Raw genomic sequence first — 20,086 nt, 5'->3', positions numbered from 1 at the left:
GGATCAGTGACCGGAGGTCGCCTTCAGCCCCACCACGGCGACCAGCAGCAGACAGATGAAGAAGATCCGGGCGGCGGTGACGGGCTCACCCAGCACCGCCATACCGAGCACGGCCGCGCCGGCGGCGCCGATGCCCACCCACACCCCGTACGCCGTGCCGATGGGCAGGGTCTTCGCGGCGTAGGACAGCAGCACCATGCTGGCCACGATCCCGGCGCCCGTGAACACACTGGGCCACAGCCGGGTGAAGCCCTCGGTGAACTTCATGCCGATCGACCAGCCGACTTCGAGCAGACCGGCGAGGAGAAGGAGAACCCAGGCCATGACGGCACCTCCGAGACATCGAGCGATACGGGGTGCGTCGTCTTGTCGTACCCGGTACGGCGCGTCTCGTCGGGTTCTCCCCCACCGTAGCAAAGGGCAGCGAAAAGGGCCGGTGACCTCGGCCACCAGCCCTTCTGCCGTGCGTGTCGACCAGAGGCTCAGAGGTACAGCCCGGTGGAGTCGTCCGACCCCTCCAGCCGCTCCGCGGCCACGGCGTGCAGGTCCCGCTCGCGCATCAGCACGTACGTCGCCCCGCGCACCTCGACCTCGGCGCGGTCCTCGGGGTCGTACAGCACCCGGTCCCCGGGTTCGACGGTCCGTACGTTCTGCCCGACCGCGACGACCTCGGCCCAGGCCAGCCGCTTGCCCACGGCGGCAGTCGCCGGGATCAGGATGCCGCCGCCGGAGCGCCGCTCGCCCTCGGGCAGGTCGGACTTCACGAGCACGCGGTCGTGCAGCATGCGAATGGGCAGCTTGTCGTGGGTGGTGTTCTCGCTCACGCCCCGAACCTACCTTTCCGCGCCCGTCCCGTACCGCCCAGGGTCATCCGCGCCTGCGGCGCGCCGTGACGACGAGCAGGCCGACGACGCCGACCGCGAGCAGAGCGATGGGCACGACGCGCTCCAGACGCGGGGCCCCGTCCTCGTGGCTCAGACCGTCCCGCACGTCCGTCACGAGGCGGTTCACGGAGGCGTAGGCCCGCCCCGCGGTCTGGTCGACGCTCGAGGCGACCCGGGCCCGCGCGTCCCCGATGATCGTCTTCGGGTGCATGCGCACGCCGATCTCGTCGAGCGTCTCGGCGAGCTGCTCGCGGCGGCGGACGATGTCCGCCTCGATCTGTGCGGGGGTCCTGGCTTCCGACACCGCGCTGCCTCCGTCGTCGTGGTCGTGATCGTGTGGGGGCGTAGTCCGCCGTGAACAGTCTGTCAGCTTAGTCTCGTGACGTACCGATCCCCTCCCGAGGAGACTGTCAGATGAGCGAGCGACTCCAGCCGGGCGACACCGCCCCCGCCTTCACCCTGCCCGACGCGGACGGCAACGAGGTCTCGCTCGCCGACCACAAGGGCCGCAAGGTCATCGTGTACTTCTACCCGGCCGCCCTGACGCCGGGCTGCACGAAGCAGGCCTGCGACTTCACGGACAACCTGGACGTCCTGGCGACGGCCGGCTACGACGTGATCGGCGTCTCCCCGGACAAGCCGGAGAAGCTGGCGAAGTTCCGCGAGAAGGAGCACCTGAAGGTCACCCTGGTCGGCGACCCGGAGAAGGAGACGCTGACGGCGTACGGGGCGTTCGGCGAGAAGAAGCTGTACGGCAAGACGGTCACGGGCGTCATCCGCTCCACGGTGGTCGTGGACCAGGAGGGCAAGGTCGAGCACGCCTTCTACAACGTGAAGGCGACGGGCCACGTAGCCAAGATCATCAAGGATCTGGGCATCTGACGCCCCCGTCCCCCCGGAGCGGGCCGCCCCCGACAAGGGGCGGCCCGCTCCGCTTACGCGGCGGGGAACGAGGGGGCGACGATGGTCGCTCCGCACGAGCGGGAGCCACTGGCCGCGGCCATAGCCGAGTCGATGAGCTGTGCAGACCTGGCGAGACGGCTCGGGCTCGAAGTCAGCGGGGACAGCGGCGAAAGTTTCGGGCCGCAGCGGAGCTCCACGGCTTGGACGCCGAACATTTCACACACCGGAGCGCCGGGCACCTCTGCTCGGACGAGGCCATCGCCTCGGCTGCGGCCTGGTCGACGACCGTCCGCGAAGTGGCCCTCGCACTCGGCCGCCCGGCCGTCGACCGGGACGCTGTCGCACATCGTCAGCCGCATCGCTGCGGCAGGCACAGTCGCCAGCCACTTCACGGTGCGAGACGGCAGCGCGTCGAACTGCCGTTCACCGGGCAGGAGCTCGCCCAGGCTGCCGCCACATCCGGAAGCCTCCGCGGGGCGGCGCGAGTTCTGGGCATGCCGGACGACGGACGGTCGTCGGACACTTCACGCGACGCCCATGGGGCAGGCCGCCGGCCGCGGCCGTGAAGCCGGTCGCCCCGGACACGCTCGCACTGCATCCCGAGGGCTCCACCCGGACCGGGCGCCCCCGTCTCCCGCGCTCTGACAAGAAGTGGGGGGCCCGCACTCCTGCGCCTGGTGCGGGAACCCCGGCGAGCGGCAGGGGCGGCCGATCGCGCTCCAGATCGGCCATGTCAACGGCGACCGGCTCGACAATCGCCGCGAGAGCCCCCGGTACCTCTGCCCCAACTGCCACACCCTGACGGACACGTGGTGCCGGAAGCGCCCTCCCAGGGCTGACTCGCCGCCCCGCCGCCCGTAGACTGAAGCGACCCAGGCGGACAAGATGTCCAAATTGGGTAACGTGTCGCGGTTGTGGTGGAATTGGCAGTCACGCTGGGTTTAGGTCCCAGTGGGGTAAAACCCGTGGGGGTTCGAGTCCCCCCAACCGCACGTTCACGCCGACGGCCCCGTACACCCTGCTGTGTACGGGGCCGTCGGCGTATCCGGGCGTCAGGTCAGGAGGGCGCGGATGAAGGGGACCAGGGCGCGGAAGGCCTGGCCGCGGTGGGAGATGGCGTTCTTCTCGGCCGGGGTCAGTTCCGCGCAGGTACGGGACTCGCCCAGGGGCTGGAGGATCGGGTCGTAGCCGAAGCCGCCCGTGCCCGAGGGGGTGTGGCGCAGGGTGCCCACGAGGCGGCCCTCCACGACGCGTTCGGTGCCGTCCGGCAGGGCGAGGGCCGCCGCGCACGCGAAGTGGGCGCCGCGGTTCTCGTCGGCGATGTCGCCGAGCTGGGCGAGGAGCAGGTCCAGGTTGGCCTTGTCGTCGCCGTGGCGGCCGGCCCAGCGGGCGGAGAAGATGCCGGGGGCGCCGTGCAGGACGTCCACGCACAGCCCCGAGTCGTCGGCGACCGCCGGCAGGCCGGTGGCCCGGGCCAGGGCGTGTGCCTTGAGGAGGGCGTTCTCGGCGAAGGTGACGCCGGTCTCCTTGACGTCGGGGATCTCCGGGTACGCGTCCGCGCCGACCAGCCCGTGGGGCAGGCCGGCGTCGGCGAGGATGGCGCGCAGTTCGGAGAGTTTGCCCGCGTTGCGGGTCGCGAGGATCAGGCTGCTGGGCGTCGAGGTCATGCCCTCATTATCCCGGGGTGCAGACCTTGGAGATCTCGCTCGCGGCGTCGGCGACCGGCTTGATGTCCGGGGTGGGGTTGCCGCTCTCGATGGCGGTGCGGACGTTCTTGACGGCCGTGTTCATCGAGTCGATGGCCTTGCCCAGGTCGGCGTTGCCCGTCTGGTCGCCGATCTTCTTGAGGTTCGACTCGATCTGGTCGAGGGCGTTCTTGGCGTCCTGGGGGCTGTTGCCCGCCTGGGAGACGGCCTGCTGGAGGTCGTTCGCGCCCTCCGTGATGGCGACCGCCGTGTTCGCGCAGTCCATCGCCGTGGAGATGGCGTCGCAGGCGGAAAGGGCCGGGATGGTCAGGACGGCTGCCACGGCTACTGCCGCTATGCGGAGCTTCATGCGGTTCTCCCGAGAGGACGTGTACAGGGGCGGACGTGTGCGTACAGGGGCGGGCGCACGGTGGTGACACCGTGCGCCCGTTGTCCGTAGGGACGCCGGGGGGCGGCCCGCGGTTGCCGGCTACAGGTCCAGCGCGCCCCGCTGGATGGCCTCGAGGTCCGCGCAGCCGCCGGCGGCGAGGTCGAGGAGGGCGTTGAGTTCCTTGCGGTCGAAGGGCTCGCCCTCGGCGGTGCCCTGGACCTCGACGAAGCGGCCGTCGCCGGTGCAGACCACGTTCATGTCGGTCTCGGCGCGCACGTCCTCCTCGTAGCAGAGGTCGAGGAGCGGGACGCCGTCGACGATGCCGACGCTGACGGCGGCGACTGTTCCGGTGAGGGGCTTGCGGCCGGCCTTGACGAGCTTCTTCTTCTGGCCCCAGGCGACGGCGTCGGCGAGGGCGACGTAGGCGCCGGTGATGGCGGCGGTGCGGGTACCGCCGTCGGCCTGGAGGACGTCGCAGTCCAGGACGATGGTGTTCTCGCCGAGGGCCTTGTAGTCGATGACGGCGCGCAGCGAGCGGCCGATGAGGCGGGAGATCTCGTGCGTGCGGCCGCCGATCTTGCCGCGGACGGATTCGCGGTCGCCGCGGGTGTTGGTGGAGCGCGGCAGCATCGAGTACTCGGAGGTGACCCAGCCTTCGCCGCTGCCCTTGCGCCAGCGCGGGACGCCTTCGGTGAAGGAGGCGGTGCAGAAGACCTTGGTGTCTCCGAAGGAGATGAGGACGGAGCCCTCGGCGTGCTTGCTCCATCCCCGTTCGATGGTGACCGGGCGGAGCTGTTCGGGCGTGCGGCCGTCGATGCGAGACATGTGTCCGAGCCTAGTGGGTGCCCGGGAACGCGAAGACCCCGTCCGGGTTGCGGGACGGGGTCCGTCGGTGCTCGGTGGTTCGGGCCGGGCGGCCCGGACTCAGGGAGTCCGGATCACATCATGTCTTCGATGTCGGCGGCGATCGGGTCGGCGTCGGTGCCGATGACGACCTGGACCGCGGTGCCCATCCGGACGACGCCGTGGGCGCCGGCGGCCTTGAGGGCGGCTTCGTCGACGAGGTCGGGGTTGATGACCTCGGTGCGCAGGCGGGTGATGCAGCCCTCGACCTCTTCGATGTTCTCGATGCCGCCGAGCCCGGCGACGATCTTCTCAGCCTTGGTGGCCATGTGTTTCTCCCTGAGTGATGCGAAGAACGAGTCTCAGCGGCCGGACCGTGGATACCCACCCGCACGACCCGCGTTGTCACGGTAACGCACGGTTGGCCCATCTACGCGAGCGCGTGTCCGGTCCCTGCCGAATGATGACGATCAGCAGCAACCTGCCCACAACTGGTCTACACCAGTGTGCACGCAACTGCTGCCGCAGCCAAAAACCGGGCCGGCCAGGGAGACGCCGATGAGTGCGAGCAGCGCCGCCGCAGTGCCACGACCGTCCCGACGCAACACCCTCTTCCAGGGGCTGCAGAAGATGGGGAGGAGCCTGCAGCTGCCGATCGCGGTCCTGCCCGCGGCCGGCATCCTGAACCGGCTCGGACTGATCAACGCCGAGGGCACCGGCGTGTGGCCCCAGATCGCCAAGGTCATGGCCGCCGCGGGCGGCGCCCTGCTCAACGCCGACCTCGGACTGCCTCTCCTCTTCTGTGTGGGCGTCGCGATCGGCATGGCCAAGAAGGCCGACGGCTCGACGGCGCTGGCGGCGGTGGCCGGCTTCCTCGTCTACCGCAGCGTCCTGCGCGCGTTCCCGGTGCCCTGCCCCGACGGGACGAAGGACGTCGGGGGCGGCTGCCTGGGGCCGGACGACACCTTCGCGCAGTACACCTTCCAGAATCCGGGGGTGTTCGGCGGGATCATCATGGGGCTGCTGGCCGCGTGGTTCTGGCAGCGCTACCACCGGGTGAAGCTGGTCGACTGGCTCGGCTTCTTCAACGGCCGCCGGCTCGTCCCGATCATCATGGCCTTCGTGGCGATCGCCTTCGCCGCGCTCTGCCTGTGGATCTGGCCGCCGATCGGTGACGCGTTGGAGAGCTTCTCCGACTGGCTGGTGGGCCTGGACTACTGGGGTGCGGGCATCTTCGGCGTCGCGAACCGCGCGCTGCTGGTGGTCGGCCTGCACCAGTTCCTGAACGTGCCGGTGTGGTTCCAGTTCGGCAGTTTCACCAAGCCGAACGGCGAGGTGGTGCACGGCGACATCAACATGTTCCTCAGCGGCGACCCGGACGCGGGCCTGTTCCTGACGGGCTTCTTCCCGATCATGATGTTCGCCCTGCCTGCGGCGGCGCTGGCGATCACGCACTGCGCGAAGCCGCAACGGCGCAAGGAGGTCGGCGGCCTGATGCTGTCGGTGGCCCTGACCTCGTTCGTCACCGGGATCACCGAACCGCTGGAGTACTCCTTCCTCTTCGTCGCGCCGGCGCTGTACGCGGTCCACGCGGTGCTGACGGGCGTGTCGATGGCGGTGACGTGGGCGTTCGGCGTCCACGACGGCTTCAGCTTCTCGGCGGGCCTGATCGACTACGTCATCAACTGGGGGCTCGCCACGAAGCCCTGGCTGATCATTCCGATCGGGCTCGGGTTCGCGGTCGTCTATTACGTCGTCTTCCGGTTCGCGATCACGAAGTTCGACATCCCGACGCCCGGCCGGGAGTCGGACGAGGAGATCGAGGCGATGGAGGCGGAGAACACCAAGGCCTGAGCCCCTTCGGAACAGGGTCGGGACCGGCTCGTCAAGGGCCCCTGGATCACGATCCGGGGGCCCTTCGACACGCCCGGGAAGATGTGATCCAGGCCACAGGAAAACGAAGGTTCCTTATCTAACCCTCACCGTGTTACAACTGGTCTACACCACGATTGGTGTAGACCACGACCGCTTCCCCCGGCGGCGTGTGCCCCCTTTCTGAGACGTCGCCGTCCCCCTTGGCTCCACGCCCCAGGCGGCGCCTTGCTCCCCGGAGGAAGTTATGAGTACGGCTACTGACGCCGCTGCGCCGCCCGCCAAGAAGCGAGGAGCCGGCCTGATCCAGGGTCTGCAGAAGGTCGGCCGCAGCCTCCAGCTGCCCATCGCCGTCCTGCCCGCCGCCGGCATCCTGATGCGCCTCGGCCAGCCCGACGTCTTCGGCAAGGACGGCCTCGGCTGGGGCAAGGTCGCCACGGTGTTCGCCACCGCCGGTGACGCCGTCTTCGCGAACCTGCCGCTGCTGTTCTGCATCGGCGTGGCGATCGGCTTCGCCAAGAAGGCGGACGGCTCCACGGCGCTTGCCGCGCTCGTCGGCTTCCTGGTCTACAAGAACGTCCTCACGGCCTTCCCGGTGACCGAGGCCGTCATCAACACCACTGAGAACAAGGGTGTCGACGTCGCCGCGACGTACAACAACCCGGGCGTTCTCGGCGGCATCATCATGGGTCTGCTCGCCGCGGTCCTGTGGCAGCGCTACCACCGCACCAAGCTGGTGGACTGGCTCGGCTTCTTCAACGGCCGCCGACTCGTCCCGATCATCATGGCGTTCGTCGGCGTCATCGCCGGTGTGTTCTTCGGTCTGGTCTGGGAGCCGATCGGCGAGGTCATCTCCAACTTCGGTGAGTGGATGACCGGTCTGGGCGCCGCGGGCGCCGGTGTCTTCGGCGCCATCAACCGCGCGCTGATCCCGATCGGCATGCACCAGTTCGTCAACACCGTCGCCTGGTTCCAGATCGGTGACTTCACCAACGCCGCCGGCGAGGTCGTCCACGGTGACCTGAACCGCTTCTTCGCCGGTGACCCGGACGCCGGTCTGTTCATGACGGGCTTCTTCCCGATCATGATGTTCGGTCTGCCGGCCGCCGCCCTGGCCATCGCGCACACCGCCCGTCCGGAGCGCCGCAAGGCCGTCACCGGCATGATGGTCTCGCTCGCGCTCACCTCCTTCGTCACCGGTGTCACCGAGCCCATCGAGTTCTCCTTCATGTTCATCGCGCCGGTGCTCTACGCGATCCACGCGGTCCTGACCGCCCTCTCCATGGCGATCACCTGGGCGCTCGGGGTCCACGCCGGCTTCACCTTCTCCGCGGGCCTGATCGACCTCGGCCTCGGCTGGAGCAAGGCGACCAACCCGTGGATGATCATCCCGATCGGTCTGGTCTTCGGAGCCGTCTACTACTTCGGCTTCCGTTTCGCGATCACCAAGTTCAACCTCCCCACGCCGGGCCGCGAGTCCGACGAGGAGCTGGCCGAGATGGCCAAGGCCGAGGCCAAGTAGGCCCCGTCACCTCGCGGAAGCCCCCGCCCTCCCGGAAGGGAGAGCGGGGGCTTCCGCGTGTTCGGGGGGCGGCGGCGCTCAGACCTCGTAGACCGCGCCCGCGTACGCCAGGTCGACCGGGCCGTCGTAGACCGCGCGGGCGTCGGCGAGGTTCTGCGCGGGGTCCGTCCACGGCGGGATGTGGGTGAGGACGAGCCGCCCGACGTTGCCGCCGTGCGCGTACTCGCCCGCCTCGCGGCCGTTGAGGTGGAGGTCCGGGATGTCCTCCTTGCCGTGCGTGAAGGAGGCCTCGCAGAGGAAGAGGTCGACGCCCTCGGCGAGCTGGCCCAGCTCCGGGCAGACGCCGGTGTCCCCGGAGTACGTGAGCGAGCGGCCGCCGTGCTCGATGCGGATGGCGTAGGACTCGACGGGGTGCGCGACCCGCTCGGTGCGGACCTGGAAGGGGCCGATCTCGAAGGTCCCGGCCTTCAGGGTGCGGAAGTCGAAGACCTCGCTCATCGAGCGCTCGTCGGGGACGTCGTCGTAGGCCGTGGTCAGGCGCTTCTCGGTGCCCTCGGGGCCGAAGACGGGGATGGTGCCGCAGCGGCCGCCCTCGTGGCGGTAGAAGCGGGCGACGAAGTACGCGCACATGTCGATGCAGTGATCGGCGTGCAGATGGCTCAGGAAGATCGCGTCGAGGTCGTAGAGACCGCAGTGGCGCTGGAGATCGCCGAGGGCGCCGTTGCCCATGTCGAGGAGCAGCCGGAAGCCGTCGGCCTCGACGAGGTAGCTCGAACAGGCCGATTCCGCGGACGGGAACGACCCCGAACAGCCGACGACGGTGAGCTTCATGGAGCGTGAACCTCCGTGGACGGTCCGTGGACGGAATGCGGGCCGTGCGTGGGTCGAGCGTAAGGCGCGAAACGTCCGGTCGCTCCTCCGCGGCAGGCCGTTGTGGGGGGAATCACCTGCGCTGTCACCCGGGGGAGCGACGGTGGGCGCGGGCGTTGCCGTGCCGGGGCCTTCCCGCGCGGCTACGGTCGAAACATGGACACGTCCTGGTGGCCCGCGGTGGCCGCGGTCGTGGCCCTGGCATTGGTGATGCTGATCGCCGGGGGGCGTCTGGGCGTCCCGCGACGACCCCCGCCCGCGCACGGGACCGGCCGGCCGCCGCACCCGCAGGCCGGTGAGCTGTGGACCCTGGCGGACGGCCGGGCCTGCCTGGTCCTGAGCGTGGGCCCGGCGCGGGAGCACCGGGCGCGGGTCGCGTGGATCACCGCGAAGTACGACGACCGGCGGGCCGGGGTGATCCCGCTGCCGCCGGGGACGGTGGGGGCGCAGGGCCGGGCGAGCTTCCTGGAGGCGGACCGGCCGGACGAGGTGTCGCTGTGGGAGTTCCGGGCCCGGCTGGGAATGCTGGACCCGGCGGTGTGGGACGAGGTCAAGGGTTTGGGAGGCGGTCGGTGATGCCGGAGATCCGCTTGCGGCGCGTGTACGACCCGCCGGAGCCGGAGGCGGACGGGCTGCGGGTCCTCGTGGACCGGCTCTGGCCGCGGGGCCTGGCGAAGGCGGCGGCGGGGGTCGACGAGTGGCCGAAGGCGGTCACCCCGTCGACGGAGCTGCGCAAGTGGTTCCACGACGGGGGCTCGGCCGGCGAGTTCCGGCAGCGGTACGAGGCGGAGCTGGCGGAACCGGAGGCGGTGGCGGAGCTGGATCGCCTGCGTGGGCTGGCCGGGGCCGGGCCGGTGACGCTGTTGACCGCAGTCAGGGACCCGGGTTCGAGCCATGCCGCGATCCTGGCGGAGCGGTTGTCCGGCTAACGGTGTCGGTGCGGTCCCGGGTGCCGGTGCGGTGCTGCCGCTGCGCGGGCTGCTCCCCGCCCCGCCCCTTCTCCGTCTCCCGGGCGCTGCACCGGACCCGGTCCCGGCGGAGAGCCGGGCGTTGCCCGGGCCCGCCCGGTCCTCGAGCGCCGGACGGGCTGCGGAACAGCCCGCCGGCGGTCGAGGCGCGGGGCTCCCGGGGCGCAGCCCCCGGCAGCGGTGCCGCGGGGTGCGGCTACGCCCAGAGCTGGCCCTGGAGGACCTCGATGGCCTCTTCGGTCGTCGCCGCGGTGTAGACGCCGGTCGAGAGGTACTTCCAGCCGCCGTCGGCCACGACGAAGACGATGTCGGCCGTCTCGCCCGCGGCCACCGCCTTGCGGCCCACGCCGATCGCCGCGTGCAGGGCGGCGCCCGTGGACACGCCCGCGAAGATGCCCTCCTGCTGGAGCAGCTCCCGCGTGCGGGTGACGGCGTCCGAGGAGCCCACCGAGTAGCGGGTGGTGAGCACGGAGGCGTCGTACAGCTCGGGGACGAAGCCTTCGTCGAGGTTGCGCAGCCCGTACACCAGGTCGTCGTAGCGGGGCTCGGCCGCGACGATCTTCACTCCGGGGACGTTCTCGCGCAGGTAGCGGCCGACGCCCATCAGGGTGCCGGTGGTGCCCAGGCCGGCCACGAAGTGGGTGATCGACGGGAGGTCGGCGAGGATCTCCGGGCCGGTGGTCGCGTAGTGCGCGCCCGCGTTGTCCGGGTTCCCGTACTGGTAGAGCATCACCCAGTCCGGGTGCTCCGCGGCCAGTTCCTTGGCCACCCGGACGGCGGTGTTGGAGCCGCCGGCGGCCGGCGACGAGATGATTTCGGCTCCCCACATGGCCAGCAGGTCACGCCGTTCCTGGCTGGTGTTCTCCGGCATCACGCACACGATGCGGTAGCCCTTGAGCTTGGCCGCCATCGCCAGCGAGATGCCGGTGTTGCCCGAGGTGGGTTCCAGGATGGTGCAGCCCGGGTGGAGCCGGCCGTCCTTCTCGGCCTGCTCGACCATGTGGAGCGCGGGGCGGTCCTTGATCGAGCCGGTCGGGTTGCGGTCCTCCAGCTTGGCCCAGATCCGGACGTCGTCCGAGGGGGACAGCCGGGGCAGCCGGACCAGCGGCGTGTTGCCGACCGCGGCCAGCGGGGAGTCGTAGCGCATTACTTCGATCCGCCGGCCACGGCCGGGAGGATGGTGACGTTGTCGCCGTCCTTGAGGGCGGTGGAGATTCCGTCGAGGAAGCGGACGTCCTCGTCGTTGAGGTAGACGTTCACGAAGCGGCGCAGCTGGCCGCCGTCGACGATGCGCTCCTCGATGCCCTTGTGCCGGGTCTCCAGGTCCGCGAAGAGGTCGGCGAGCGTGGCGCCCTCACCGTTCACGGCCTTCTCGCCGTCGGTGTAGGTGCGGAGGATGGTGGGGATGCGGACCTCGATGGCCATGGCTGGGCTCCAGTCGTCAGGACGTGGGTGTGGCAACTGCGTGGGAAAACGGGCGCGCGTTGGTGCGGGCCCCCGCGCGAGAGGGCTCTGGTGCTCAGGCGGCAGGACAGATGGCGCTGGCGAGGCGGCACAGGTCGACGTGCAGCCGCGCCACGAGCAGCAGCCTGCCGGGCGTCTCGATGCTCACGTCGTGGGGAACCATGCGGTCATGTTAACGATTCCCGGTCCCCGGTTTGGAGTGTGATCCCGCATCGTGGACGCCACCTGCTCACATGATGGTCAGTAGGCCTCGACGACCTGCACTTCTTCCTCGGTGATCACGCTGTCGACGATCCGGTAGGAGCGGAACTGGAACTCCCCGAGGCCGTCCTTGTCCGCCGTCGAGACCAGCACGTAGTGGGCGCCCGGCTCGTTCGCGTACGTGACGTCCGTGCGCGAGGGGTAGGCCTCGGTCGCGGTGTGCGAGTGGTAGACGATCACCGGCTCCTCGTCGCGGTCGTCCATCTCGCGGTAGAGCTTGAGGAGGTCCTTCGAGTCGAACTCGTAGAACGTGGGCGAGCGGGCCGCGTTGAGCATCGGGATGAACCGCTCGGGGCGGCCGGTGCCCGCCGGCCCGGCCACGACACCGCACGCCTCGTCGGGGTGGTCCTGGCGGGCGTGCTCGACGATCCGGTCGTACAGGGCCTGGGTGAGGGTCAGCATGAGCGACAGGATAAGCAGACGGGCCCTCCCGTACCGAGGAGTGGTACGGGAGGGCCCGCATGGTGGACAGGATGTCCGCAGGAGCAGGGTTCCCGGCCGTGACAGGGGGCCGGGAACCGCTGCTAGGAGGCCTTGGTGAAGGCCGCGCCGCGCGGGTCGCGGTTCTTCATGACCAGGTAGGCGACGCCAAGGATGACGCCCCACAGCGGGGCGCAGTACAGCGAGACCCGGGCGTCCTTGTCGGCGCCCATCATCACGATGACCATGCCGATGAAGGCCAGTGCGAACCAGCTGGTGTACGGGGCACCCGGCGCCCGGAACTTCGAGCCGGGCAGCTCGCCGCGGTCGGCCTTGGCCCGGTAGCGGATCTGGCAGACCAGGATCATGATCCAGGCCCACATGCCGGAGATGGTGGCGAAGGAGACCACGTAGTCGAAGGCCTTGCCGGGCGCGACGTAGTTGATCCAGACGCCCACCAGCATCAGCGAGGCGGAGAAGGTGGTGCCGATGAGCGGGGTGCCGCTCTTGGTGAGCCTGGTGAAGACCTTCGGGCCCTGGCCGTTGAGCGCGAGGTCGCGCAGCATGCGGCCGGTGGAGTACATGCCGGAGTTGCAGGAGGACAGGGCGGCGGTCAGGACGACGAAGTTGACGATCGCGGCGCCGATGCCCAGGCCCATGCGCTCGAAGGCGGCGACGAAGGGCGAGACGCCCGGCTGGAAGTGGGTCCACGGGACGACCGACAGGATCATGATGAGCGCGCCGACGTAGAAGACGGCGATGCGCCACGGCACGGTGTTGATGGCCTTGGGCAGGGTCTTCTCGGGGTCCTTGGACTCGCCGGCGGTGACGCCGACCAGCTCGACCGCGAGGAAGGCGAACATCACGATCTGCAGGGTCATCAGCGTGCCGCCGATGCCCTTGGGGAAGAAGCCGCCGTCGTTCCACAGGTTGGTGACGGAGGCGGTCTCGGCGGCGTCGGAGAAGCCGATGGTGAGGATGCCGGCGCAGATCAGGATCATGCCGACGATGGCGGTGACCTTGACCATGGAGAACCAGAACTCCAGCTCGCCGAAGAGCTTGACGGAGATCAGGTTGGCGCCGTACAGGATGACCGTGAAGATCAGCGCGTAGGCCCACTGGGGGAAGCTGTCGTGGGTCCAGTACGACATGTACTGCGCGGCCGCGGTGACCTCGGTGATGCCGGTGACCACCCAGAAGAGCCAGTACGTCCAGCCCGTCACGTAGCCCCAGAACGGGCCCAGGAACTCGCGGGCATAGTCCGAGAAGGAGCCCGAGACGGGGCGGTACATGAGCAGCTCGCCCAGGGCCCGCATGATGAAGAAGATGACCAGGCCCGCGATCGCGTACGCCAGGATCAGGCTGGGGCCGGCCTTGGAGATCGCCTTGCCGGCGCCCAGGAAGAGGCCGGTGCCGATGGCTCCGCCGATCGCGATCATCTGGATCTGGCGGGCGCCGAGCGTGCGGTGGTATCCCTCGCCGCCGTCGCCCCGGGTGCCCTCGCCGGGCGTGTTGCCGTGCTGCTCGACCTGCACTGAGGTCATGTCTGGTGCGCCTTTCTCCACTGCCGACCCGCGCCTTCGCTGGCTGCGGATCGGGTCCTCGATCCCCCCGGATACGGATGGAGTTGCACGCCGGCGGTCTGCCGGTTCAAGCGGGCCGGGAGACATGGGTGGCGTCCCTTCGGCGGTCGTGAAGATTTATCACGTGCCTACGACCGCCCGAGGGGGAGAAATGTGGTGCAGGGCATCAAAATTTCCGGACAAACGTCGGTGATCATGACAGATCACCGCATGGCGGTGATCTGATCGTTATCCGGATTTGAGCGTCCGCTGAGCGAACAGCACCCTCTCTTGAGGTTCCTCAGAGGGTTTCGATCAAGGATTCCTGGAGTCCGCCGAGCCACAGGTAGGCCATCACCATGGGCTTGCGCGGATCGTCGTCCGGCAGCCGGAAGAGCGCCGCACTCTCGTCGTCCTCGGTGATGTCGAGCCGGGCGGCGAGGGTCAGGCGCAGGTCGTTGAGCCCGCCGAGCCAGCGCAGCGGCAGCTCGCCGGTCAGCTCCAGCACGGCGGCGGCGTCGCCGGCCGGGGTGAGCGCGTCCAGGCTGCGAACGAGTGCCAGCGCGTCCTCGCGCTTGCGGGCGCGCAGGTCGTTCTCGGTGTAGCGGCGGAACTCCGCGGCGCGGGCCTTCAGCTCCACCGGGTCCACGCCCTGGTCGCCGGTCCCGTCCGGGGACCCGTAGGCGTCGGGGAAGAGCCGGGCCAGCGCCGGGTCGGAGGGGGGCTCGCTGGGGCCCTCGGCGAACAGCGCGGCGAGGGGATCGGCATCCTCGGCGGGCTCGGGGTCGCCGGGGCCGATCAGCTCCAGCATCTGGACGGCCAGGGAGCGCAGGATGGAGATCTCGATCTCGTCCAGCGCGATGGCGGCTCCGCCGCCCTTCAGGGACTCGAACATCCCGGTGGACCGGCCCATCAGGTGCGGTCCTGGGAGAGGGTCGCCCACAGGCCGTAGCCGTGCATGGCCTGCACGTCGCGCTCCATTTCCTCGCGGGTGCCGCTGGACACGACCGCCCGCCCCTTGTGATGGACGTCCAGCATCAGCTTGTGCGCCACGTCCTTCGAGTAGCCGAAGTACGCCTGGAACACGTACGCCACGTAGCTCATGAGGTTGACCGGGTCGTTGTGCACCAGGGTCACCCAGGGAACGTCGGGTTCCGGGACCGCGAAGGTCTCTTCGGCCGACTCGGTGCGTTCGATCTCAATGGGAGCAACACTCACTCGTCCCATGCTGCCACCGTGACGGGCCCGTTGCACAAACGGGACCCACATCTCGTCACTTTGACGAAATGTGCGCTAGCATCGCCGCCATGAACCCTGCGGACCTGGGCCTGCCGGTGGACGTGCCGTCGACAGCGCTCTTCACGGACCATTACGAGCTCACGATGTTGCAGGCCGCCCTGGCCAACGGCACCGCCGACCGCCGCTCGGTCTTCGAGGTGTTCACCCGGCGGCTCCCCGAGGGACGCCGCTACGGGGTGGTCGCGGGGACCGGGCGGGTGCTGGACGCGGTGGAGAACTTCCGCTTCGACAGCGCGGTGCTGGAGTTCCTGCGCGAGCGGGCCGTCGTCGACATGCGGACGCTGGACTGGCTGGCCTCGTACCGCTTCTCCGGCGACATCTGGGGCTACCCGGAGGGTGAGGTCTACTTCCCCGGCTCGCCGATCCTGCGGGTGGAGGGCAGCTTCGCCGAGTGCGTGCTGCTGGAGACCGTGATCCTGTCGATCCTCAACCACGACTCGGCGATCGCGGCGGCCGCCTCCCGGATGTCCTCGGCAGCCGGCGACCGGCCGCTGATCGAGATGGGCGCGCGGCGCACGCACGAGCTGGCCGCCGTCGCCTCGGCGCGGGCCGCCTACGTGGGCGGCTTCGCCTCCACCTCGGACCTGGCGGCCGGCTTCCGGTACGGCATCCCCACCGTCGGCACGAGCGCGCACGCCTTCACCCTGGTCCACGACAGCGAGCGGGACGCCTTCACGGCGCAGGTGGCCTCCCTGGGGCGCGGCACCACGCTCCTGGTGGACACCTACGACGTGGCCGAGGCGGTACGCACCGCCGTCGACGTGGCGGGCACCGACCTGGGCGCCGTGCGGATCGACTCCGGGGACCTCCTGCTGGTGGCCCACCGGGTGCGCCAGCAGCTGGACGAGCTGGGGGCGGCCTCCACGAAGATCGTGGTCACCTCGGACCTGGACGAGTACGCGATCGCCTCGCTGGCGGCGGCTCCGGTGGACGCGTACGGCGTGGGCACGCAGCTGGTGACGGGCAGCGGGCACCCGACGTGCTCCATGGTCTACAAGCTGGTGGCGCGGGCCACCTCGGCGGATCCTAAGGCTGCGCTGGCCCCGGTGGCCAAGAAGTCCACCGGGGGCAAGACCTCGATCGGCGGCCGCAAGTGGGCGGCGCGGCGGCGGGACGCCGACGGGGTGGCCGAGGCGGAGGTGATCGGCGTGGGCCCGGTCCCGTCGGCCCTGGCCGACCGGCAACTGCTGACGCACCTGGTCAAGGCCGGCGAGGTGATCGCCCGCGAGCCGCTGGAGGCGGCCCGCGACCGCCACCGCGCGGCGCGCGCGGGTCTGCCGCTGTCGGCGACCCAGCTCTCGCGGGGCGAGGCCGTGATCCCGACCGAGTACGTGTAGGAGCTCTCTGCCGGATCTTGCCGGGCTCGCGACGCCCGGCACCGCAGACCTCGCCGCGTCGCCGTCGGCCGACGATGCTCCGCACGGACTTCCTCCTCCGCCCTGCGATCCCGGGCAGCGGGCGCCGCTCCCTGATCCGGGCCGACCCGAGAGAAGGGTCCCGGCCCTGCGGGGCGCTCGGCGGTGAGCCGGTGCGGCGCCGCCGCGGGCCCCCGCCCGGGGCCCCGCGCCTCGATCGCGGCGGGGGTCCGGGACGAAGCCCCAGTTTCGGGAAGGGGCGGGGTGGGGGAAGAGCCCCCTGGGCCGCCGCCGCACAACGACAACGAACCGAAGGACACGTCATGCACCGCGCACTGATCGTCGTCGACGTACAGAACGACTTCTGCGAGGGCGGCAGCCTCGCGGTCACCGGCGGAGCCGACGTCGCCGCCGCCATCACCGAGCTGATCGGGCAGGCCACCGCCGGGTACCGGCACGTCGTCGCCACCCGCGACCACCACATCGACCCGGGGGCTCACTTCGCGCACCCGCCGGCCGAGCCGGACTACGAGTCCTCCTGGCCGGTCCACTGCGTGGCCGGGACGGAGGGTGTCGGGTTCCATCCGAACTTCGCGCCCGCCGTCGCCTCGGGTTCGGTCGCGGCGGTCTTCGACAAGGGTGCGTACGAGGCCGCGTACAGCGGCTTCGAGGGCGCGGACGAGAACGGCGAGGGCCTCGCCGCCTGGCTGCGGGAGCGGCACGTCGGCGAGGTCGACGTGGTCGGCATCGCCACCGACCACTGTGTGAAGGCCACCGCCCTCGACGCCGCCCGCGCCGGCTTCACCACGCGCGTCCTGCTGGACCTGACGGCGGCCGTGGCCCCGCACACGACCGAGCGGGCCCTGGAGGAGCTCCGCGCGGCCGGTGTGACCGTCGTGGGCACGCTCGGGCCGCGGTCCTAGGAACGCCGGGGCACGGCCGCCCCGCGAGGCCCGGGCACAGCCGCCCCGCGAGGCCCCCTACGTGCCCAGCAGGGCGCGGATGGGGTGCCAGAGCTCCTGGGCCCGGTCGGGTGCGCCGCGCCACAGCAGGCCGTCCGGGTGGTGCAGGACGGCCGTGACCTCGTCGGGCGTGGGCGGCTGTGCGTTGCCCCGCAGGTACACCGCCCGCATCCCGAGGTTCCGCAGCCTGGTCAGGGCGCGGGCCCGGTTCGCGGCGTGCACCAGCACGCGAACGTTTCCGCCCTCACCGGACGGCCTCGGCAGCGTGAGCGCGACGACCACGCTGCCGCCTGGCAATCTGACGAAACCTCCACCGGGCATGTCTGTCATCTCCCCCGTCAATAAGAACCTCGTACCGGGGCATCTAAACGCGATCGGCCGCCGCCCGCTAGAGGGCGACGGCCGATCATGCTTTGACCTGCTGGTTTACCGGATTACTTCTTCGAGGGGCCGACCTCGACGGTCATGACCTCACCGTCGTAGGTCTCCTTCAGGATCTTGATCTTGGTGTTGGTGTCAGTGACCTTCACCGATCCGGTCGGGTTCTCCTCGGAGTAGTACTTGCCCGGGTTGCGGTCGTCGAAGACCAGGTTCGCGGGCTTCGGCTTCAGGAACAGCGACTCGCCGTTCTTGTGCAGGGTGAAGGCGTCCGTGGAGTACGCGCTGAAGGTGGCGTCGTACGGCTGGATCTTGTTGCGGAGCAGGGTGCCGTCCGCCCACTTCATCGGCTTGGCGTTGGCGTCGATCGGGAGGATCAGACCCTGGCCCGGGTGCTGGCTGGTGTTGTTGTCCTTCTGGGAGGTGTCCCACTGCCAGATCAGCAGACCGTCCTGGTACGGGTAGTGCTCGACCCAGTCCGGACGGGTGTTGCCGAAGCCGAAGTTGTACGGGCCCACCTTGAGGGTGGAGTCGTACGACACGTAGCGGCGGTTCTCGGCCAGGTAGTACTGCGCGTACTCCTTGGTGAAGCCGGCACCGATGCGGGAGAAGCCCTTGCCGGTCCAGCCGTTGTCGCCGTTCTCGGCGCCGTCGGTGAACAGCGCGGAGCCGTCCGCGGTGATGGTGAGGGCGTCGGCGGTGAAGCCCTTGCCGCCCGCGCCGCCGTCCGTCTGGTAGCGGAAGCGGAGGTCGACCTTCTTGCCCGCGTAGGCGTCGAGCGAGAAGTCCAGGTTCTTCCAGGCGCCCGAGACGCCGGTGAGCGACGGGCTGCCGGCGGCGTCGACCGGGATGGCCGTGCCGTCGGCGGTGCCGGCGAGGGCGGTCCAGTTGGCGCCGCCGTCCGTGGACACCTCGGTGTAGAGGTAGTCGTAGTCGGCCTCGATGTCCCACCAGCCCTTGAGGGACAGGGCGGCGGACGTCTTGCCCGTCAGGTCGACGGAGCGGGTCAGGGTGTTCTTGAGGTCGTCACCCATGTTGCTCCACCACTGGGTGGAACCCTCGGCGGGAGCGACGACGTCCGTCTGCACCTTCTTCTTCGGCAGCTCGACGACCAGGGCCTGCTTGTCCTTGGTGTTGAACTCCGCCACACCGAGCTTGTGGGTGGACTTCGTACCGGCCTTGGCCGTGTCGTAGTTCAGCCAGCCCAGCTGGAGCTTGTCCCAGGCGGTCATGTCGCCCGGCATGTCGCCTATGGAGTCCTTGCCGGTGCCGAGCCAGGAGCCGGCCGACATCAGGGACCAGAAGCCGACGCCGTTCTCGCCGCCACCGGAGGTGTCGTAGAGGTCGGGCAGACCCAGGTCGTGGCCGTACTCGTGGGCGAAGACACCGAGGCCGCCGTTCTCGGGCTGCATCGTGTAGTCGCCGACCCAGATGCCGGAGTTGCCGATCTGGGTGCCGCCGGCCTTGTTGTTGTCCGGGCCGGTCTTGCCCGCGGAGGTGCCGTAGGCGTACCAGCGGTGCGCCCACAGGGCGTCGGGGCCCTGCACGCCGCCGCCGGCCGACTCGTCCTCGCCCGCGTGGACGATCTGGAAGTGGTCGATGTAGCCGTCGGGCTCGTTGAAGTTGCCGTCGCCGTCGAAGTCGTAGCGGTCCCACAGGTCGTACTGGGCCAGCTTCGCCTTGATCTCGGCGTCGGTCTTCCCGGCCTTCTTCTGGGCCTCGACCCACGCCGTGACGCCGTCCTTGACGGTGTCCCAGACGTTGGAGCAGTTGCTCTGGCCGCAGAAGTTGGAGCCGTAACGGGCCTCGTTGTACGGGACCTTGACCCAGTCGGCGACCTCGCCCTCGACCGAGTAGCGGCCCGAGGAGGTCTTCTCGTAGTACGTCTTCAGGGAGTGCTTGCCCTCGCCGGTGGCGAAGTACAGGTCCTGGAAGTAGTCGCGGCTGAAGTCCTTGCGCCAGGCAGTGCTGTTGTCCTTGGCGCGGTCGGGCTGCGCGATCGTGTTGTGCAGCGGACCGGGGGTGCCGCCGTACTTCGGGACGGCCGGCTTGGGGCCGGGGCCGTCCGGGTCGTGCATGGTCGTGGAGTCGACCTGGTCGCCGAACTCGACGAGGATCGTGAAGATCTTGTCGGTCTTCTCGCGGCCCAGCTCGACGTACTTCTTGTCGTCCAGCTTGACGACCTTTGAGGCGCCGCGCTGCTCGACGCCCTTCTTGCCCTGGAGGACCTGGTCCAGAGCGGCCTTGCGCTGCTGGGCCTGCTGCTCGCTGAACGGGCCCTTGAGGTCGTGCTCGACGACCTTGGCAGGGGTGGTCGGGTCCTGCCGGTCGGCCACCGGGGCGGCCGGGGCCTTGCCCTCGGCCTGGGCCGCGGTGACGGTGAAGAAGGTTGCACTGGTCGCACATGCGGCCATGGTCACGGTGACGGCGGCAGCGCGGATCGCACG

The 20,086-nt window shown here is 70.0% G+C and carries 24 protein-coding genes, 1 tRNA gene and 1 riboswitch; of the genes, 8 read left to right on the top strand and 17 right to left on the bottom strand.

Annotated elements, in window-relative coordinates:
- Positions 1-3: 3 nt before the first annotated feature.
- The 3 genes from ACZ6JS_RS04220 to ACZ6JS_RS04210 form a co-directional block, all read right to left on the bottom strand.
- Entirely contained in the window at positions 4-324 is a 321-nt protein-coding gene (locus ACZ6JS_RS04220; RefSeq protein WP_030026576.1) for a DMT family transporter, read from the bottom strand.
- 31 nt (positions 325-355) lie between these two features.
- Positions 356-425: riboswitch (guanidine-III (ykkC-III) riboswitch) on the bottom strand.
- Positions 426-482: 57 nt separating this feature from the next.
- Positions 483-824: a GroES family chaperonin gene (locus tag ACZ6JS_RS04215; protein WP_030852162.1), complete on the bottom strand. Its 342-nt coding sequence runs from the start codon at positions 822-824 to the stop codon at positions 483-485.
- Positions 825-867: 43 nt separating this feature from the next.
- Positions 868-1,188: a DUF3618 domain-containing protein gene (locus ACZ6JS_RS04210; protein WP_469295664.1), complete on the bottom strand. Its 321-nt coding sequence runs from the start codon at positions 1,186-1,188 to the stop codon at positions 868-870.
- A 110-nt stretch (positions 1,189-1,298) separates the two neighbouring features.
- Here ACZ6JS_RS04210 and bcp point away from each other — a divergent pair, with 110 nt between their 5' ends.
- Together bcp and ACZ6JS_RS04200 are read left to right on the top strand one after the other, a co-directional pair.
- On the top strand, positions 1,299-1,766 hold the full coding sequence (gene bcp, locus ACZ6JS_RS04205) for a thioredoxin-dependent thiol peroxidase (protein WP_469295662.1): 468 nt from the start codon (positions 1,299-1,301) through the stop codon (positions 1,764-1,766).
- Positions 1,767-2,695: 929 nt separating this feature from the next.
- Positions 2,696-2,779, top strand: a tRNA-Leu gene (locus tag ACZ6JS_RS04200).
- 60 nt (positions 2,780-2,839) lie between these two features.
- Here ACZ6JS_RS04200 and rdgB read toward each other — a convergent pair.
- The 4 genes from rdgB to ACZ6JS_RS04180 form a co-directional block, all read right to left on the bottom strand.
- A complete protein-coding gene (gene rdgB, locus ACZ6JS_RS04195) occupies positions 2,840-3,454 on the bottom strand; it encodes an RdgB/HAM1 family non-canonical purine NTP pyrophosphatase (RefSeq protein ID WP_469295661.1) in 615 nt (204 codons plus the stop codon).
- A 7-nt stretch (positions 3,455-3,461) separates the two neighbouring features.
- On the bottom strand, positions 3,462-3,842 hold the full coding sequence (locus ACZ6JS_RS04190; RefSeq protein ID WP_469295660.1) for a hypothetical protein: 381 nt from the start codon (positions 3,840-3,842) through the stop codon (positions 3,462-3,464).
- A gap of 120 nt (positions 3,843-3,962) precedes the next feature.
- Positions 3,963-4,688: a ribonuclease PH gene (rph, locus tag ACZ6JS_RS04185; protein ID WP_031152339.1), complete on the bottom strand. Its 726-nt coding sequence runs from the start codon at positions 4,686-4,688 to the stop codon at positions 3,963-3,965.
- Positions 4,689-4,801: 113 nt separating this feature from the next.
- Positions 4,802-5,035 carry a PTS sugar transporter subunit IIB gene (locus tag ACZ6JS_RS04180; protein ID WP_030662640.1) on the bottom strand — a complete coding sequence of 78 codons (234 nt, stop codon included), beginning with the start codon at positions 5,033-5,035 and terminating at the stop codon, positions 4,802-4,804.
- A gap of 229 nt (positions 5,036-5,264) precedes the next feature.
- Here ACZ6JS_RS04180 and ACZ6JS_RS04175 point away from each other — a divergent pair, with 229 nt between their 5' ends.
- Together ACZ6JS_RS04175 and ACZ6JS_RS04170 are read left to right on the top strand one after the other, a co-directional pair.
- A complete protein-coding gene (locus tag ACZ6JS_RS04175) occupies positions 5,265-6,560 on the top strand; it encodes a PTS transporter subunit EIIC (RefSeq protein WP_469295659.1) in 1,296 nt (431 codons plus the stop codon).
- Between the two features lie 265 nt (positions 6,561-6,825).
- A complete protein-coding gene (locus tag ACZ6JS_RS04170) occupies positions 6,826-8,100 on the top strand; it encodes a PTS transporter subunit EIIC (protein ID WP_469295657.1) in 1,275 nt (424 codons plus the stop codon).
- Between the two features lie 78 nt (positions 8,101-8,178).
- On the opposite strand, the gene ACZ6JS_RS04165 is transcribed toward ACZ6JS_RS04170, so the two are convergent.
- The gene (locus ACZ6JS_RS04165; protein ID WP_469295656.1) at positions 8,179-8,931 is read right to left on the bottom strand and encodes an MBL fold metallo-hydrolase; all 753 of its coding nucleotides are present in this window, start codon (positions 8,929-8,931) and stop codon (positions 8,179-8,181) included.
- A gap of 195 nt (positions 8,932-9,126) precedes the next feature.
- On the opposite strand from ACZ6JS_RS04165, the gene ACZ6JS_RS04160 reads away from it, so the two are divergent.
- Positions 9,127-9,546 (top strand): hypothetical protein, encoded by a 420-nt coding sequence (locus tag ACZ6JS_RS04160; RefSeq protein WP_469295654.1) that lies wholly within the window; start codon positions 9,127-9,129, stop codon positions 9,544-9,546.
- The gene (locus ACZ6JS_RS04155) at positions 9,546-9,899 is read left to right on the top strand and encodes a DUF488 domain-containing protein (protein ID WP_469295653.1); all 354 of its coding nucleotides are present in this window, start codon (positions 9,546-9,548) and stop codon (positions 9,897-9,899) included. Before ACZ6JS_RS04160 ends, ACZ6JS_RS04155 begins: the two co-directional genes overlap by 1 nt.
- Positions 9,900-10,134: 235 nt before the next feature.
- Here ACZ6JS_RS04155 and ACZ6JS_RS04150 read toward each other — a convergent pair whose 3' ends face one another.
- The 7 genes from ACZ6JS_RS04150 to clpS all read right to left on the bottom strand — a co-directional run bounded on the left by ACZ6JS_RS04150 (position 10,135) and on the right by clpS (position 14,872).
- Positions 10,135-11,085 carry a PLP-dependent cysteine synthase family protein gene (locus ACZ6JS_RS04150; protein WP_469295651.1) on the bottom strand — a complete coding sequence of 317 codons (951 nt, stop codon included), beginning with the start codon at positions 11,083-11,085 and terminating at the stop codon, positions 10,135-10,137.
- Positions 11,085-11,363 carry a MoaD/ThiS family protein gene (locus ACZ6JS_RS04145; RefSeq protein ID WP_030662661.1) on the bottom strand — a complete coding sequence of 93 codons (279 nt, stop codon included), beginning with the start codon at positions 11,361-11,363 and terminating at the stop codon, positions 11,085-11,087. The genes ACZ6JS_RS04150 and ACZ6JS_RS04145 overlap by 1 nt, the downstream gene beginning before the upstream one ends.
- A gap of 94 nt (positions 11,364-11,457) precedes the next feature.
- Positions 11,458-11,565, bottom strand: coding sequence for a putative leader peptide (locus tag ACZ6JS_RS04140; RefSeq protein ID WP_310941867.1), 108 nt, complete (start codon positions 11,563-11,565; stop codon positions 11,458-11,460).
- A gap of 77 nt (positions 11,566-11,642) precedes the next feature.
- A complete protein-coding gene (locus tag ACZ6JS_RS04135) occupies positions 11,643-12,065 on the bottom strand; it encodes a M67 family metallopeptidase (protein WP_469295648.1) in 423 nt (140 codons plus the stop codon).
- Between the two features lie 122 nt (positions 12,066-12,187).
- Entirely contained in the window at positions 12,188-13,627 is a 1,440-nt protein-coding gene (locus ACZ6JS_RS04130; protein ID WP_469295647.1) for an amino acid permease, read from the bottom strand.
- A 319-nt stretch (positions 13,628-13,946) separates the two neighbouring features.
- The gene (locus ACZ6JS_RS04125; RefSeq protein ID WP_469295646.1) at positions 13,947-14,558 is read right to left on the bottom strand and encodes a DUF2017 domain-containing protein; all 612 of its coding nucleotides are present in this window, start codon (positions 14,556-14,558) and stop codon (positions 13,947-13,949) included.
- Positions 14,558-14,872 (bottom strand): ATP-dependent Clp protease adapter ClpS, encoded by a 315-nt coding sequence (gene clpS / locus ACZ6JS_RS04120; protein WP_030852121.1) that lies wholly within the window; start codon positions 14,870-14,872, stop codon positions 14,558-14,560. The genes ACZ6JS_RS04125 and clpS overlap by 1 nt, the downstream gene beginning before the upstream one ends.
- Positions 14,873-14,952: 80 nt before the next feature.
- Between clpS and ACZ6JS_RS04115 the strand changes: the two genes are divergently transcribed.
- The gene (locus ACZ6JS_RS04115; protein WP_469295644.1) at positions 14,953-16,281 is read left to right on the top strand and encodes a nicotinate phosphoribosyltransferase; all 1,329 of its coding nucleotides are present in this window, start codon (positions 14,953-14,955) and stop codon (positions 16,279-16,281) included.
- A 341-nt stretch (positions 16,282-16,622) separates the two neighbouring features.
- Complete coding sequence (locus ACZ6JS_RS04110) at positions 16,623-17,222, top strand: nicotinamidase (RefSeq protein ID WP_469295643.1); 600 nt, start codon at positions 16,623-16,625, stop codon at positions 17,220-17,222.
- A 57-nt stretch (positions 17,223-17,279) separates the two neighbouring features.
- Here the strand turns inward: ACZ6JS_RS04110 and ACZ6JS_RS04105 are convergent, their stop codons facing one another.
- Positions 17,280-17,582, bottom strand: a complete 303-nt coding sequence (locus ACZ6JS_RS04105) for a hypothetical protein (RefSeq protein WP_030825287.1) — start codon at positions 17,580-17,582, stop codon at positions 17,280-17,282.
- A gap of 113 nt (positions 17,583-17,695) precedes the next feature.
- Positions 17,696-20,053 (bottom strand): immune inhibitor A domain-containing protein, encoded by a 2,358-nt coding sequence (locus ACZ6JS_RS04100; RefSeq protein ID WP_469296379.1) that lies wholly within the window; start codon positions 20,051-20,053, stop codon positions 17,696-17,698.
- Positions 20,054-20,086: the final 33 nt, after the last annotated feature.

The organism is Streptomyces sp. NPDC046349 (genome assembly GCF_055587885.1).
The sequence above is the reverse complement of the archived record's forward strand: the minus strand, read 5'-3'. Positions and strand labels throughout refer to the sequence as shown.